Source organism: Catenulispora rubra, assembly GCF_015356825.1.
Lineage (GTDB): Bacteria > Actinomycetota > Actinomycetes > Streptomycetales > Catenulisporaceae > Catenulispora > Catenulispora rubra.
The window spans coordinates 1-17,308 of record NZ_JAACYW010000145.1; the positions used below are offsets into that span (position 1 = coordinate 1).

A 17,308-nucleotide genomic window follows, 5' to 3' on the forward strand; every position below is an offset into this window, starting at 1 on the left:
GCATTCTGCACAGGGAGCCCAGCACCACCATGACTGACATGAACCACCGGCTGGCCCGGAGCGGTGGCGCGATCGACGAATTCCGCTCGCACCGCTCGGGCACGATGCGAGTGTTCGACGAATCGTATGCGAGCTTGCCCGCGGATGCCCGCAAGCTCTACCGGGCACTTGGACTGCTGCCCGACCAGATGTCGGCATTCGGCGACTCGTGGCTTGTGGAAGTCTCGGGGCTTCCGCTCGAAAGGATGCGCGCGGCGCGGCGGGAACTGACTGGGCGGTACCTGATCGCCAAATCCTGGAACGAAACGGCTGGGACGGACCAGCCTGGGGACGGAACGACGCTCTCAGCCAACTACATGATCCGCATCCATGCTCGCGAACTGCTCGAGCAGACAGACGATTTCTCGAAGACCAAGCAGCAGGAGGCCTACGTTGCACTGCGCGCTTGGTGCGCGACCATGCTTCAGCACGCCGACCAGGCGACCTCCCGCAACAAGCCGTTCCGGGTGGTCAAAGTGGCGCTGGACGCCGATGCCAACCCGTTTGCCCGGCAGTAGACCGCGCTTATGTGGGTCGGACAGCACCTTGACCGAGTCGTGATGCTGATCAACCAGGCGTTCATCGACGGCGAGGACGAAGTCGTCGTCCGAGTGACCGAACCGCTGCAGACGTACCTCTTCAACCGGCGCCCAGGCAGGGTATCCGTCGACGTGCTCCGGTGCGCGGTTATCTCGGCCCAGCGCCTCGGCAACAAGCGCTACGAGGCCAGAATGCGATGCTTGCTGTCGCGCGCGCTGCGAGAAGCTGAACTCCTCGACGAAGCCCAGGCACAGGTCGATGCGGCCCTCGAAGCCGTCGGGAACTTGTCCGCGCCGGCCGACAACAACGAGCAGCGCGCCGACAAGATATTGAGGGCATCGGTCGACGAGTTCATCGGCCTCGTCCGCCTCGACAAGGACGACCCCGAAGCTGCACTGACATGCTTCGAGCAGGCGTATCAGCAACACGTCGCGATCAAGAACGAGCGCGGCATCGTGCTCATGATGCAGATGAAGGGCCGGGCGCTTGTCAGATCCGGCATGGCGGCCGAGGCCGTGACCATTCTCGGAGAGGCGCTCAAGCGTGTCAGCGATCTGGACGACCGCCTTCACGGCCGCCTGTGGATCGACATGGCCATCGCACGCCTTGGTATCGACGACGAGGCCGGAGCCTTCGAAGCCGTCGACAAGGCCATGCCGTTCCTTCGCGCCCAGCAGATGTCAGAAGACATCGAACAAGCAAAGAAGCTGCGAGCACCAAATCAGCCGTAGTTCGTAGCAAGCGATGCACGGCGCGCGGTTGATGTGCCCTGGGTTTGGGGCAGTCGAGACGCTGGTCGACACCATCTGGTACGCCGCGGGCGCAACCAGGTCGTCCGCCAGCCCACCGGAATCGCGGTTCGCTCCTACTGACTTTGGCGGGTGGATGTCAGGGCGGTGGTGGGTCGAGTTCAGGCCGGTCCCGGTGATGAAGCCGTCGAGGAGGTCGGGTCTGTATTGGAAGCTCTTGAGCCGACTACGGATGAAGGTGTGGAGCCGGTCCAGGGTGCCTGTGGCGAGGTTGGCCAAGGCCGTACTTGAGGTGGGCTCAGACCCATTCGATGGGGTGCAGGTCTGCTGCGTAGGCCGGCAGGACTACGAAGGTCAGCCATTACGCCGGGCAAGACGGGGTTGTCAATCTGATTGTGTAAGTCTGGGTATGGCTCGTCCGGTCGGGGTTCCTGCGGTGGTTGCGGTGAGTGGCTCCTGGTCAAGTGGGACGACGACACCCAGGAGCCCTCCGACTACTGGCTCAGTGCCCTGCCTGCCGATACCGACCTGGCCAACCTGGTACGCCTGGCGAAAATCCGCTGGCGCTTCGAAAACGACTACAGAGAACTCAAACACGGCCTGGACCCGAACGAGGGCCGCAGCTACACCGGCTGGCACCGCCACGTCACCCCCGCCACCGCCGCCCAGGCCTTCTGCACCCTGCTGCGCGGCAACCCCAGAGCCCCTGCGCCAGCCTGACCGTTTACCAGGTTCTGCGAGAGCCGCAGGTCATCCTGGCGATGTGGACCGGCACCTGCCCCACCTGCACCAGAACTCTCACCCCTGTCGACCTCGCAACGAGCACCTGACCTAACAAAGCACTACCAGTGGGCTTCCGGGTTCCCGCGGCAACGCTCGCCTCTCACGGACCGAGCGCATGTTCACCCGCGGGTCGATCGCAGCCACCTTCGACGGCGTGAAGTACTCCACGCCTGCCAGCAGCGCAGGATCTGGGTCTGCCGCCCGATCTCGTGGTCCCGGTGCCCCATGTATCCCCCGTGTCCGACGTCCAACCTCGTGTGAATCCGCCATGACTCTACGCGTTCCCTCAGTCACTGCGGAGAAGTGGCGAATCAATGCTCTGCCAGAGCGGCGAAGCGCTACTCCCGACGGCGCGGCCGACAAGATCCTGGCAGGAAACGCCCACTTGGTGACGCTGCGGCCAATCGGGGGAACTGTGTGTAGCGAATACCCCTCGTGACGTGCGATTCCGCCGTAAGGTGGAGACCCGCATTCGCCGGTGGGGAGACTTGCGTTCGCAGACAAGGGGCGACTTCGATTGACTGATCAGCCTCCGTTGAGCACGCCCGTGCGTCGGCTTGTCGAGGTACTTGCCCAGTTCCCGCGAGGTCTGACCGTCACGGAGCTGACCGAAGCCGCCCGCACACGCATCCCCGGGCTGGCCGTGGCTCGGATCACTCGGCTGCTTACTGAGGCGACAGCTGCGGAAGCTGTGATTGAGCGCGATGGGCGGCTGCACGCGGCGCACGCCGACCCCGAAGAGGAGGATAGCGAACAGCCCCGTCGCGACCGCGACCGTTTACGCGCGGTTGTCGTCGACGTGGAGTCGGTCGTGCACACTACCGCCGTCGAGCCCTACACCGACCGGCGTATCTACCAGATCGGGGCGGTCCGGATCGGAGCCGCCGCCGACTGGGTGGCTGCCCAACCGCCGCTGTCGTGCTGGCTGGAGCTACCCGCCGACGGAGACTGGACCATCGCTTCCGGCCGGGTCCGGCGACAACACGCCGCCGGAGCGCTACCGCCTGCCGCGGCTCTGGCCGCGTTGAAGGCGTACGTCGACGACGCGGACGCGGTGGTCGCCTACAACGGAACCGATGCGGACTTCCCAATGTTGGCCCAGGCCTTCGATCGGGAAAACATGCCCGGGCTCGGCGGGCAGCTCGTCGACGCCTACTACCTAGCGCTCGCGTTGTGGCCCACAGCTCCGTCGCACCGCCTGGCCCTTCTGGCCGACTACGTCGGCGCCACCACTGCGGACCTGAGGTGGCACGACGCCGCCGATGACTGCGTGCAGCTGTCGCGGGTGCTGGACGCAGCCGCCGCGTGTATCGCCGCGTGGCCGCAAGAACAGGTCGACTTGCTGGCCTCTGTCGCCCCGGAGTCGGCGGGTTGGACGCTGCTCCGGCAGATCGCGGGGTCGGGCACGGTACGGGGCCAGGCCCGGGAGTTCTCCCACGCGCAGGTTGCCGCTGTCGCCCAGGTGATGCTCGCCAGTCGCGCCCCGGTGCGCGGGCCGTCGGCCGGAGCAGGTCGCGGCCTGCTGCATGCGCCGGAGTCGTTACTTGGCGCCGACGGCCGTGTCGATCCGGTGGCGCTGGCGGCCATTGTGCATGGAGGAGACGCCCGGCCACGCCCGGCCCAGCAGCAGATGACTTCCACGCTCCACCGGTGGGCCGACGACGGGGTCAGCGGCTTGATCGAGGCGCCGACGGGTACCGGGAAGAGCTTCGCGGTGCTGGCCGCAGCCCTGGACTGGCTTGCCGGGGACCCCGCGCGCATTGCGGTCGTCAGCACCTACACCAAGCAACTGCAGGCGCAGTTGTCCGAGGACGTTGCGCTGCTCGAGGCGGCCGTGCCCGGTCTGGCCGCAGCCGCGGACGTGGTTAAGGGCGCGTCGATGAGGCTATCGCTTCGGGCGCTGCTGGTCGCCCTCGCTGACGCCACCGCTGACGGGCGGCGCCGGCGCCCGGGGGCGGGCAGCCGCTTCCTGGACCGTCCAGTGTTCCGCGAGCTGCTGCTTTTCCTTTTGCTGCGATTGGCGGCCGGCGGCGAGCCGCAGGATGCGTGGGCGGCCCAGTCCGTCGACCCAGTGGACGTTCCGGCGTTCTTTGCCGACTATGCGGGCCCGGCCTTACCGGTGTGGCTGCAGACTCTGTCGCAGGGAACGTCCGGGGAGTACGACGCGGCGTCGTCCCATCCGATCGCTGTTCATACCAGTGTCGTCACCGAGGCGCTGGCCTCGCACCGTCTCATCCTGGCGAACCACGCCCTGCTGCTGGCGCATCTGGACGATCTCACCGCGCTCGGCGACCAGGTGTTGCTGATCGTCGACGAGGCCCATCAGCTGGAAGACGCTGCGACATCGGCGCTGACCACGGAGTTGGACTATCGGGCACTGGAGGATCTGTACGAGGATCTGGCGTCCTGGTCCGTCGAACACGGCGGCGTGACCGGGGTGGCCGCTGCTGTGGGGAACCTCGGTCGCCTGCTGGACCACGAACAGTTGCCGAAAGCTGCGAGCCTCGCCTTCGACGCCCGTTCCGGTGGCGTCGGTGCGATCGTCGGGGCCCGGACCGTTACCCTGGCCAGCCCTTACGCCGGTACGGCCGGTGTAGCACAAGTCAGGCGCCTTGCCACGCTGATGACTCGGTTGTCCGGGCTGTGCCAGGCTGTCACGGGTGCCCTTTGGGCGCATCTGGCTTTGAACGGCACAGGCCTGGACTACTTCCAGACCGAGCGAATACGTACATTGATAGCTCGCTGTGCCGGGACTGAGCGCTCGGCTCAACTGATTGTCGAAGACATCGACGCTGTGCTTTCACTGCCGCGCGATGGCGCTGCGGCGGCCCACGCTGAGGATGTTGGGTCCGCTGATGTGCAGACTGCTCGTGACAGTGAGACCGTCGATGACGGCGAAGATGACGATGACGGTGAAGCCGGTACAGACAGTGCCGATGCCGCCGCAGCCGATGCAGACGCCATGCGGGGAGCTGAAACTGTCGTTGATGCCGAGGCGTCCGACGACGAGGACACCGATGACGGAGGTGTCGGACACAGTGTTCTGACTAGCATGCCGAACCGTGTGGCGTTCGCCGAGGAGGCCGACCTACCCGTCGCTGGGCTTCGCCGTTATCGCTTCCGCATCGCCGCGGCGCCGATCGAACTGCCCCGTGAGCCGTCATGGCAGCAGTTCTTAGCCGGGTTCCGCCGCACGTTCTATGTCTCGGCGACGCTCCGCGTTGCCGGGCAGTGGACGTTCATCCGCGATCGGCTCGGCCTCGACAACTCAGTGCGCGACCTCTCGTTGGACACCCCGTTCGACATGGCTACTCAGGCCGAGTTGGTGTGCTTCTCCGATTTCCCGTCCTGGGCCGAGCAATCGGACGGCGCGATGCGGACCGTGGCGCACCAGCTGTCCCGCTACGCCACTGAAATGGTCAATCCTCGTCCAGCCCGCGACGAGGTGGATGGCGAAGGCGTGAAGGGCGACGCGACCGGCGGCTTCGACGGCGGAGCGATGGTGCTGACCACGTCCCGGTCTGCTGCGGGCGGCATCGCCGACTACCTCGCCACAGAACTCCGCCGCGCCGGCGACGGTACCCCGGTGCGCTCCGCGCTGGTACTGGGCAACCCCCAAGCGGTGCGGGCGTTCACCAACACCGACTCAGGCGGTGGGCTTCTGGTCGGGACTAAAGGCCTCTGGCAGGGCGTCGACGTCGCAGACCCCGAGCGGCTTCGCCTGGTGTGGATCAACAAACTGCCGTTCGCGCCGTTCGCCGCCCCGGTCACCGAAGCACGTCGTGCCGCCGTGACACAGCGCGCCGAGCGGGCAGGCGCTGAGGATCCCGATGCCGTGGCCACGCAGGACTACTACATACCGCTGGCAGCACTCCAACTGCGGCAGGCCGTGGGACGGCTGATCCGCTCCGAGCGACACCGCGGCGTCATTGTCATCTCTGACCGCAAGCTCGCAGGTTCCACAGCGCTGCGCCGTGCCTATCGGCAGGCGTTCCTCGGGTCACTGGATCCGAAACTGCTGCGCGAGGACCCGGACACCGGCGAGCCCGGAGGCGGGAACGTCATGCCGATGACGGCCGGGTGGCGGCGGATCTGGGAGTTTCTTGCCGGCTGCGGCCTGCTGGACCCGGCGCGGGCAGAGGCGCTGTCGAGCGCCAAGGCGCTTGAGGAGCACACGCTCCTGCCGCAGACCCGCGCCATCAAGGATCTGGCGTTGAACGCCGAGCAGGCTCGTGTCCTCGCCGAGAGCGGCGAACTCGCCGACATCGTCGTGGCGCGCGCCGAGCAGATCGCCGGGCTGCTGCGCTTGTCCGACCAGCCGGTGGCGCTGAAACCGAGCCAGGAGGCGGTGATCCGCGCGGTCGCCGAAGGCCGGAACGTGCTGGGACTGCTGCCGACGGGGTTCGGCAAGAGCTTCTGCTTCCAGCTGCCGGCACTCGCGCTGCCCGGAGTCACGATCGTTGTCTCGCCGCTGGTGGCCCTCATGCACGATCAGGCACTGGAACTGAACCGGTCGATTGGTGGAGCGGTGCGGGCCTTGGTCGCGCCGCTCCGGGAGTCCTCCAGCCGTACCGGGAAGACCGAGGTCGCCGACCAGCTTCTGGGCCGCGCCGATCACGGCATCCGCTTGGTGTACACGTCGCCGGAACGGCTGTGTCAGGCCCGGTTCCGGGAGGTGGTGCGCGATGCTGTCGCCAGTGGCCGGGTACGCAGGATCGTGCTGGACGAGGCGCACACGTTCGTGGCATGGGGCGATGACTTCCGGCCCGCGTTCCGGCGCGTGGAGCGGTTCTTGGCTGAGCTGCGCAGGGAGTTCGGGTTACCGGTCACTGCGCTGACCGCTACGGCGAACCGCGCGGTGCGTGCGGGGCTTCGCGAAGGCGTGTTCGGCTTGGGTACCGAGCCGCCCGCACAGGAGGACGGCGAAGCGCTGGTCACCGTGACCGAGAACCCGATTCGTCCGGAGCTGGCGATCTTCCGCCGCTCAATGGGCGGTGCCGGACGCCTGACGACCGCGGGTTTGGCCGAGGACGTCGTCGACGAGATCCGTGACCACGCCATCTTCTACTGCCTGACGGTCAAGGAGGTCGTCGCGCTGCACGCGCAGCTCCGCGAATACCTCGGAGAGGCCGGCGTGCGTGTACGCCGCTTTCACGGCCGGCTCACCGAGGCCGAGAAAGCGGCGACGATGACGGAGTTCCGTGAGGCTCCCGAGCGGGGGCAGGAAGGCTTCGCGCCGTTGGTGGTCGTGGCGACGTCGGCGTTCGGCCTCGGAATCAATCGGCCGGATGTGCGCACCGTGTTTTGCGTGTCTCCGCCGACGGACATGGCTGCGCTGTACCAGCAACTGGGCCGTGCGGGGCGTGACGCGGCGGGCAAGGACGTGGTCGGTGCCGCAGATCCAGCCGAGGACGGCTCCGGCGGTTCTGTCGAGATATCAGGCCCAAGGTCAGCGAACATCGGGCTGACGCTGTTCACCCGCCGCGGTCTGTCCACCGTGCAGTTCATGACCGGCCAGGACCTCTCCGACGAGTTGCTGGCCCGCATGGGTTCTCGGGTGCTCGCATGCGGCGGGGTGTTTGATGCGGCACACGTTGCCGACGAACTCATTGCCGAGGGCCAGGCAGCCGGGATGCTCAGCGCGCCTGATGCGCGGGCGCGGCGCACGTCCGAGTCGTACACCGCTGGGGTGGTGCGGGCGTTCGCCGCGCTCGCCGGTCTCGGCGCCGTCGAGGATCTCGGAGACTTCCCGCCAACAGTGAAAGTGCAACCCGGGGAGCTTCCTGGGCGCGGCGATGACCCGGCCGAGCAGGCAGTGAGTGCGGCACTGCTCGCTCTTCCGGCGCAGTCGGCGGGGCCCGCAGGACTGGGACGCCGCGCGCTGGACGTGGTGGTTGCCGACGCCTACCTCGCATCGACGGTGCCCGGCTACCGGGAGCTGGCCGGTGACCCCGCCTCGACCTGGCAGCTTCTGGCGGACCTGCACGATCGCGGACGCCTGGACGTGTCAGCGGCACCGTCACGGCACCTGGTCACCGGAGTGACCGTCCACGCCGTGGGACTCCCGGCACGCTTCGCCGACGCGCTGGCCGGCAAGGCAGCTCGCGCGGCTGGCGAGGTGGCGCTGCTGAGGGACTTCTTCGAGGACTTCAAGACATGCGCGAACATCAAGTTCGCAGAGTACTTCGGTACGGACGTTCCGGAGGACTGTTGCACCACCGAGGCTAACCGGTGCTCTGCGTGCTGGGATTACCGCACCGACTACCCGGCCGGGCAGAAGATGCCGCCCGCCGCCGGCATCCTGCTGACCGCCAGACCCCGCCGCGCCGGTGCGCGCACGCCGACCGTGGCGCGGGAGCGTCGTCTGGATGACCAGGTGCAACGCCTGATCTGGACCGTCGACCGCGGCCTGTCAGCCTACGACATCCAGCTGGCGCTACGCGGGGAGGACAGCTGGTTCTACGTCAAGCAGCGCCGCCGTATCCGCCTGCCTTCGGCGGTGGTGACATCGCGTCTGTTCGGCGCCGACCCGGCGGTCAAACTCGAGCAAATCCAGGCGTCCCTGGTCCGCCTGTCCGCCGTCGGAAAGATCACGCCTGCAGGGTCCCGGTGGCGTGACGTGGACAACGTGGCCAGGCAGGCCCGCCGCGAGGCCCGGGCCCTGGGTACGACGGGAGCTGCGTCGTGACGGCCGCGCATGGGCTGTGGCGGCCCTACTCGGACGACAAGGCGCTGTTCGTTCCCGCGCTTCTAGCGGGGCCCGGTCAGCTGGATCCGGAAGACGAGGATCGGCTCTCGGCTTACCTGGCCGCGCTTGTGGAGCACCGCGGCGTGGTGCACACCGCTGTCGCGTTCAACGCCGTGTACTTCGGCTATGACTTGATGTTCGGAGGGTATGTAGGCGGGCCTGTCGACTTCAGTGCCTTCCCCACTGTCGCGTTCGGGCAGACCACCGTCGCACTCCCGGTCGGCGCCATGGTCAATATCGCGACCGGTACCGCGCCATTGTGTGCGGAAGTCGTCTACAAGGAAGGCGCACATCCCGCACTGACCGACGATGGAGATCTTCCGGCTTGGTTGTCGGGCGCGCCAGCCGGCGCCTGCGGGCCGGGCGTCGCCGCGGACCCGGGAGATCACCCGGTGTTGTCCGAACGTCTGGTCGCCGACTTCAACGCGTTCGGCGCCGGCATGGCCGCGACCAACCCGCAGATCAATAGACTGAGAAGCAAAGGCCGGTGGCTGGACAGCTTTGCTCACCTGCTGGTGGACGCCCGCTACCCCGACGCTGACGCCGCCGAGGCGGGCGACCGCGACTTCTTCGTCCGCTACCTGCTCACCGTCGGCCGCGAGCAGGTCCTGGCCGGGCCGTTGCCGCTGCTTCTGGCGGACGATGCTGGTGACGAGCAACTTGTCGCAGCGCTGACAACGGCACTCGTTGCGCTCTCCGACGTGCTTGCGCGCATTCCCTCGGTGCGCGTCTGGGGCGACTACGCCTTCAGCCGAGCTCGGCTGGCCGCCCGGTTGCACGACGAGGGGCCGCTGGGGGGCGGCGACCTCGGCTCGCTGGCCGCCGGAATCGGACGCGCGGCACCGTTGGCGCCGCGCCGCTCGCCTGTGGCGACGACACGGTATACCGCCGTCGGTCCGCTCCTGCGCGACGTCGCTGACGCCGCACCGCATCTCATCGGGCCCCGCTACGCCGAGGTGGTCTGCCATCTCAACGCCGTGGTCGGTGACGACGCCCGGAGGGAGTCCGACGAGCACGGGGCGCTGCCGTCCGGGGTCCACCTGCGCCTGGACGACGCCTGGCAGGGCGGCGGTGTGTGGCGGGCGTCGCTGCCGGCCGGCCCGTATGCCGGTGCCGACCCGCTGGTGCCGTACGGCCTGGGGTGGTTGGACAGTCTGCCCGTCGCGGCACTATGGGAGGTGGAGGACGAGGAGGTCGCCGACGTCGCCGATCCGAAGCTGCTCTTCGTCAACGACAGTCATCTGGCTTGGACGGCGACGCTGCGGCTGTCGCATCTGCTCGCAGGCGTCGTCCCGGTACCGCCCCGCATTAGCGAGGAGGCTGAGTCCGCCGGGCTCCTCGGGACGCGTATGCGCGTCATGCTCAAACACGACGGGAGCGATCTTGACGTCACAGAGGCGACGCAGGATGTCGACTTCACCCGTGCAGGGCCGGGGCTGCACCTGTCCGGGGTGAGTTGGCCCCTGGAGTTCTTCGCAGGGATAGTGCTCACATTCACGTGGCAGCGCGGCGCCCCGACGCTACGCGCCTCCAGCACCCTGGCTGACGCCCCGGTCGTCATCGACGGCGTGCAGTACGACCATCGTTACGACCCTGCTGTCCTGACCCGCGATTCGGCCCCAGGAAGCCCCCGTCGCGCTGGTGGGCCGCTGACGCTGCGAGCCAGGGTCCTACGTGCGGTGCGCACCGTGGGCCGCCTGGACGCCGAGGGCGTAGCGGTGCTGCCCGAGGACCGGCTTGCCGACCTGGTCTACGGCTCGCTGGCAGGTCCGGGAGCCGTCGTCGCGCTGGGCCCGGTCATCCAGGCGCTGTTGGCCGACGGCACCTTGACGCTCGAGGATGCCGAAGCGGTCGGTACAGCGTTCCGGTGGCCCGCCGAAAACGACGGCGGAGGCACCGTTCCCGTGCTGGTGTGGCGGCCGCGCCCGGCTCCAGGTGTGCCACGCCGCCAGGAGGCGGCCACAACCGGCAGTGCCGGCGAGCGACTTGCCATCGCCAACAGCGTGGGGGCATCCGCCATCGAATATCAGGTCACGGGCTTCCTGCGTCTTCTGCCGACCAACAGGAAGGCCAGCGAAGGGATGAAAGCCGAGTACCGGGCGCGCATGGCCCGACACGGCCGCGTCGCGGAGCTGCCTGAGGGCTACACCCTGGTGCGGGAACACACCCGCAGCCGGCGACAGCACTGACCGCTTCGGCGGTGAACGGCAGGCGAGTGAAGGAAAAACGAAGTGGGGGAGTAGAGATGACCCGAAACCGACGCGTCCTGTGCGGGCACAACGCTGATGAGCCGATGTATCCGTTCTACCCGGAGCACGCCTACCGTCCCGCGGACGCGGCGAGTCTCGACATGGCGTTGAAGGACCTGTCTGAGGTCCTCAACGGTGGCCCCGATCCGCTGGAGACTGCCGTCGCGCACTTGAGCGCCGGCGACGTGGCAGGGCTGATGCAGCGTGCGCCGGCCGAAGTCCGCAACCACGCTATGAGGTCCCTCGGCGTTCCGTCGCAGGCGCCTCGCACCATCGGCCAGGCCCTGAGCCGCGACATGCTCGCCCGGCTGCATCAGGTGCACCTGCATGACGCCCAGCATGCCGGGCTGATCCTGACCGAGCCGTTGCTCGGCGCGCTCCGAGCCGCGACGATACTGTGGGCAGGCGGCGTGGACACTGCGGAAGAAGTCGAACTCGCCACTTCGAAGACCGCCGGTTGGTCTGACGCTGTCCTTCATCTGACTCTGTGGTCCGCCATGGGGGTTTCCGTCGCTGACGCGCGTCTGATCGCTTGGGCGTCCACGCAGCCGTGGTGGGCTGATTTGCTGTCGTCCGGCGAAGAGGGCGCGAAGATCCTGGCCGCCGCGCACGCCGTGATGGCCGCCAGCTCGGACTTCACCTTCACCAACCACGGGGCTGGAGACAAGGCCAGTCCGGCCGACGAGCCGGAAGCGCAGCTGTCCGCTGCTGACACGGATGAGGAGACCGGATCCACTTCTGGTACGAACAATGAACCGGAGCCAGTCGAACCAGCTCATGTGGCGGCTTCACTGTCCGAAGTCTTAGCCGCTGTCCGCATCGACCGACAACACTTGGCTGACCGGCAACGCGACGCCACCGACGCGACCGCCCGCATTACCGCGGCGATCCAGGCCGGTCAGATCCCAGGGTCCGAAGACCTGCAGGCTGTATCTGCGTATTCCACCAGCTGGGGTGCGGTCGTCTCTGCGCTGTCTGCGGCGCCAGGTGCCGCAGACCGGCTCGGTGATCTGACCCCGGGAGATCTGGCGGCGCTCGACGCTGCGATCGCCGAGCTGGAGCGGCTGTCTGCGGCTGGCCAGAGATCACAGCGGCTGGCAAAGCTCGCCGAGCTCGTATTGGCGGCGCCGAACCCCGCGTTGGAGGAGCACCTGCATGCGCTGGCATCGGCGGTCCCAGAAGCGGTCGCGGCGGGGCTGGAATCACCTCTCGTGCAGTCGTTCCTCGCGCTTGCCGACCTCGTCGACCTCATGGCCGCCGGTCTCGCGAACGCGGATCCGCTCCAAGCCGGGGCTTTGCTCGCCCGGGCAGGCACCGGGTTGCCGCCGCATCTCACACCGCTACTGTTCGCCGTCGGCACCGGGCAGATCATCCGAGCCCAAGTGGACACTTCGGCGCTTGAAATGCCAGAGCAGCTTCCGGATCCCGAGCTGAGGGAGCCGGTAGAAGAACACACCGTTGCCGTGTCCCCGGATGCCGCGATTTGGACCGGCGCCATCATCAGCGACGTCGACGCGGATGGCTCGCGCGGTGGTGAGGCTACTGCCGCCGACGTCGTGCAGGAGCAGGCCGCAGTGCCCTCCCCGACAGTCGTGACGGGCTCGGCGGCCATCATTGGAACGGTCGCTCAACTGATTGGCGAGCAGCGGTTCGGCATGGCTGCGGCGATCGCCGAGCGCGCCGGATGGTCTGCCGGACGGGTCACCTCCCTGCGGTTCGCCGCTCTGGCCGAAGCGATCCGTGGCGACAGCGGACCGTCGGCTTCCAGGCTGCGCCGCGACTTGGAGGAAAGCGGCAGCTCCGAGGACCTTGCCGCAGAGACGTGCACCTTGCTGCTTGCCGTTCCGGCGCTGCTACGCGCGGCGTTGGTCACAGGGGCCCCCGCGACTGGCGCGCTCCTGATCGCGCTCGCGCCCCGGCTGGAGGACAACCTCGGACAGGTCTGCGAGCAGATCGGTCGCCGGGCGTTGCGCGGGGCCTTGACCGGGAATGCGCTGCGCACCGTCTTGGCTGACGTCACCGAGCTCGAAGCGCATCTCGAAATGTCTCGGCGCAACGCCCGTGATCGGATGCGGCCGACGACGCTGCGGTTCAAGCGCGCCACGGACATCGCGCAACGATGGCTCGCCGGCGACGGGCTGCTCGGCAGCATGCTGAAAGCCGCCGCGAAGGACGACCGCTCTCGTCTGGAGGAGGTCCAGGCCGCGGTGTTCGCGCTGTCCGGGCAGGACGCCGTCGCGCGCGCCATCGACGACCTCGACGGCTATTTCAAGGGCCGCTCCGGCAAACCGATCGAGGGCGCGGCCCGTCAGGACCTTTTCCTCCTGGCCGCCGAAAGCTGTGCGCTGGTGTCGGCGTGGTTGGATGCGGTCGCGGCGTTTACCGCCGCGACATCCGACAACGCGGCGTGGGCTACCGCCGAGCTGACCGAGATGCGTTCCACGGCCCTCGGGCACTCGCGGGCTGCTCTGGCGGGGTTGGAGGAGCACGCCGGGCGTGGCGACGCGCTCGCCGCGGCTGCGGCGAGCGCCGCGCGGGTCTCGCTCACCCGCACGTTCGAGCTGCTGGACGGCTCGGAGTCCTTGCCCCTCGGCGAGCCGCTGCCCGACGCGGTGTTGACCGGAGAGTTGTTGAAGGTCCCTGGCGCGGTCGTCGAGCAGTCCTCGGGCCTTGTGACGGTGCCGGCCCAGAGCACTGCCCGGGACCTTGTGGAGGCTGCGCTTCAAAGCTGGCCTTCGGCGTTCGCCACGAAGATCGCCGGCGAGGAGTACACCTCGGCGCGGTACATGCTCGACGACCTGTCTGGAGGTGCGCCGGAGGGCGGGGGAGGCCTTGGCGCCGAGCATCGCCAGCAACTGGGGGAGGCCGAGCAACGCAGCCGGACTGAGCTGAGCGCTGTCCGCGACCGGCTGCTCGCCGAACGAGGTCGGGCTCGTCTGCGGAACGAGATCTCCGAGGAGCAGGACGGAGAGATCAGCGGGATGCTCTCCGCCGCGGACCCAGAGCGTCGCGCAGACCTCGGCGTGGTCCGCGACCAGCTCTCCGTTGTGGACGACTTGCTACCGCGCTACCGCGAGGAGGCCGCGCAGCGCTTGAACGCGCAGCTGCTCGCGCTACCGGGATCTGCCGACCGCGCCGAGGAAGTGGAGCGCATCAGGCAGCTGATCGCCACCGGGGAGTTGTCCACGGCTGAAGAGCTGTTGTACTTCATGGAGATCGGGGAGGACGTGCCCAACCCCGCCGCGAGTGGGTGGCTCGCGGCGTTCTTCCCAGCGGTTCCCGACGCGCTGCCGGCGGGGGTCGGTGCGCGGGTGATCTCCGCGGCTCGTGCCGGTGGAACGCTTGCGGACTGTCCGCAGATAGGGTTCGAGAAGCTTTCGGCCGCGGCGCGTGGCGACGTCGCCGAGGCTTTGGAGGCATGGCGGACGATCGGCGCGACCCCGGCGGAGACTCGCTCGACGCTGGACGTGAAGGCGCATCTGCTTCCCGCGCTGCGCTTGGCCGGATTCGAATTCAAACCCGGCAGCAACGTGAAGTACCTCAACGTGTTGAAAGGCAGGGACCGCCGAGTCGTGGAGGTCACCGGCGTGTCCTGGAACGGTCGTCCGCTGGTGCCCCAGTTCGGCTCCAAACTCGGTGGCCGCCTCCGGGTGCTGCTGTGCTGGGGCCAGCCGAACGAGAACCTGGTGATGAGCTGGGCCGATCAGGACACATCCGGGGAGGCGATCCTGGTGGCCCACTTCGGCACGATGACCGCCGACACCCGCCGGCGCCTCGCGGCTCGGGCAGTGCGCACCGACGCGCCCGTGGCGGTCCTCGACGACGCCGCCCTGGTGTACCTCGCAGCACACGGCGGCAGGCAGCTCGATGCAGCGATGGCGGTGCTACTGCCGTTTACCGCGGTCCAGCCGTACGTGCGCAACAAGCGCTGGGTCGTGGCCCCCGAGATGTTCTTCGGCCGCGACGCCGAACGCAAGGCGGTGTTGTCCCCGGAAGGCACCCAGGTCATCTTCGGCGGTCGTGGCCTGGGCAAGTCCGCCCTGCTGCGGGAAGCCAAGGCGGTGTTCGAGCGTGAGCCAGGCCGCGTCGCGATCCACATCGAGCTGACGACCGCCGAGATCGGTCCGACGCATCAGAAGGCTGACGCGGTGTGGGACGTTCTGCTGCGGGACTTGGAAGCCGCCGACGTGATCCCCGCGGTCAAGGGCGGCGGTCGTAACGGGAAACGCAACCACGAGATCGTCCGCGCCGGCGTGCGGGACTGGCTGGCCGCCGACAGCGGCAACCGGTTGCTGATCCTGCTGGACGAGTCCGATGGCTTCTTCGAGACCGACGCGCCGCGGTTCCTGGAGACCAACAGGCTGAAGGACCTGGGCCAGCTGTCGGGGGTGGAGGGCCACGCCAAGGTGGTGTTCGCCGGCCTGCACTCGGTCCAACGGTTCGCCAAGATGTCGAACAACACGTTCAAACACCTGGCACAGCGTCCGACGGTCATCGGGCCGCTGCGGCCGCAGTTCGCGTACAACCTCATCAGCGAGCCGATGCAGGCCCTCGGATACGAGTTCGACGATCCTGACCTTGTCAACAGGATCCTGGGTTACTGCTCCTACCAACCGTTCCTGTTGCAGATGTTCGGCAACCGGCTCGTGGAGCATATGCACGCACGGCGCGCGGCCGGTTTCCTGCCCGGCGAGCCGCCGTTCGCGGTGACGCGCGCCGATGTGGAGGCCGTGGAAGGCAATCCGGACCTGCGCGCCGACATCACCTCGACGTTCTCCGACACGTTGAATCTCGACGCCCGGTATAACGTGATCGCGAACGTGCTGGCGCATCACGCGCACGAGCACGGTATGGACTTCCGACTCACCGACGTGCAGCTGCGTGAGGAGTGCCGGTCGTACTGGCCACGGGACTTCGACGGCATGGACGTCGAGGCGTTCCGGGCGTACCTGCAGGAGATGGTCGGCCTGGGCGTGCTCGCGCCGAACAACGACGGCACCGGCTGGCATCTGCGATCCCCGAACGTGCTGCGGATGATCGGCACGAAGGACCGGGTCATGGCGGAGTTGGTGGACGCCGAGCACGCGGTGCCCAGCGACTTCATCGCCATGTCCAGCCGCCGCATGCTCGATGACGGGGCGGCGGCGCCGCTGACCGCCGAGCAGCTCACCGACGTGCTCGGAGACCACACCAACCAGGTCCGGCTCGTGCTGGGATCGCAGGCGACGGGTGTACACCGCGTCGGACAGAACCTGCGGGAGGTGTGCGAGGACCTGGCGGGACGGTACGTGCTGGTGGAGACGCCCAGGCGCAGGCAGTTCGAGGACGCCTTGGTGAACGGCAGGCCGGGCCAGCGGCGGGTGGTGCTCAGCGATCTGCTGACTGTCGAGGTGAAGGAGTCCTCGTGTGTCGCCGCGCTGCACTCGGCACTCGAGCGGCGCCCGGACACGCCCGGGGTGACGCGCTCGGTGGTGATCGTTTCCGGCGCCGCGCAGATCGGATTCTGGCTGGAGGCACTGGCCGCGGGCAGGCAGTCGGGTTTCGGTGTGGTCAGCCTGCGCCGATTCGACCGCCGCACGTTGCATGTGTGGTCGCTGGAGTCCAGCCGGTTCCAGACCGAGGAGCGTCAGAGAAGGCTGCTCGCGGTGACGAGCGGCTGGCCGATGCTTGTGGAGCAGGCCGTGGAGCTGGCGGTCTCACAAGGTTCGGAGGACGCGGCACTGACCGAGCTGGAACGCGTCCTCGCAGGCGCCGTCGGCGCTGCCGACCTGGTCGATGCCGTCGGGCTCACGGTAGACGAGCTGATCTCGGTGGCGTTCGCACACGTCATTGAGTTCGCAGCCGTCGGCGCGAGCCTCGCCGATCTGACCGCCGCGGCGGAGCTGTCTGGGCACCCGGATCCCGATGCGGCCGTCGCGGCTCTTTCGGCGCTGGGGGTCTTCGACGTTGACGGCAGCGGCGCGCACTCGGTCGATCCTTTGCTGCTGCGGTCGTGGACACACCGTCGTGCTACTGGATACGGCGAGGGCCGGTAGACGCGGCGGCGTCGGGTGGAGCGCGTCGGGGTCGGGCTTGTCACAGGGAGTGCGCAGCCGCCGATGCGACAAGACGTGAAGCCGCATGTCGGATCTGCCCGGCGAGCCGATTTCCGGCGAACGTACGGCCGGGATAGTTGAACTGAGGTCTTCACCGCACTTTGA

The 17,308-nt window shown here is 68.1% G+C and carries 4 protein-coding genes and 2 pseudogenes; all 6 read left to right on the forward strand.

Annotation, left to right across the window (positions count from 1 at the left end; genetic code table 11):
* Positions 1 to 557: pseudogene (locus GWK61_RS31860) on the forward strand (hypothetical protein); the annotation flags it as partial.
* Between the two features lie 42 nt (positions 558 to 599).
* Positions 600 to 1,310 (forward strand): hypothetical protein, encoded by a 711-nt coding sequence (locus GWK61_RS31865; protein ID WP_194915400.1) that lies wholly within the window; start codon positions 600 to 602, stop codon positions 1,308 to 1,310.
* A 471-nt stretch (positions 1,311 to 1,781) separates the two neighbouring features.
* Positions 1,782 to 2,048: pseudogene (locus tag GWK61_RS31870) on the forward strand (IS701 family transposase); the annotation flags it as partial.
* A gap of 598 nt (positions 2,049 to 2,646) precedes the next feature.
* Complete coding sequence (locus GWK61_RS31875; RefSeq protein WP_228563267.1) at positions 2,647 to 8,799, forward strand: DEAD/DEAH box helicase; 6,153 nt, start codon at positions 2,647 to 2,649, stop codon at positions 8,797 to 8,799.
* On the forward strand, positions 8,796 to 11,048 hold the full coding sequence (locus tag GWK61_RS31880) for a hypothetical protein (protein WP_194915401.1): 2,253 nt from the start codon (positions 8,796 to 8,798) through the stop codon (positions 11,046 to 11,048). Before GWK61_RS31875 ends, GWK61_RS31880 begins: the two co-directional genes overlap by 4 nt.
* Before the next feature lie 56 nt (positions 11,049 to 11,104).
* Positions 11,105 to 17,143 carry a hypothetical protein gene (locus tag GWK61_RS31885; protein ID WP_194915402.1) on the forward strand — a complete coding sequence of 2,013 codons (6,039 nt, stop codon included), beginning with the start codon at positions 11,105 to 11,107 and terminating at the stop codon, positions 17,141 to 17,143.
* The last annotated feature ends 165 nt before the right edge of the window (positions 17,144 to 17,308 follow it).

Bases quoted from the DNA above. Each gene is read 5' to 3' on its own strand.
- GWK61_RS31865 (WP_194915400.1), top strand. From the start codon at position 600: ATGCTGATCAACCAGGCGTTCATCGACGGCGAGGACGAAGTCGTCGTC.
- GWK61_RS31885 (WP_194915402.1), top strand. From the start codon at position 11,105: ATGACCCGAAACCGACGCGTCCTGTGCGGGCACAACGCTGATGAGCCG.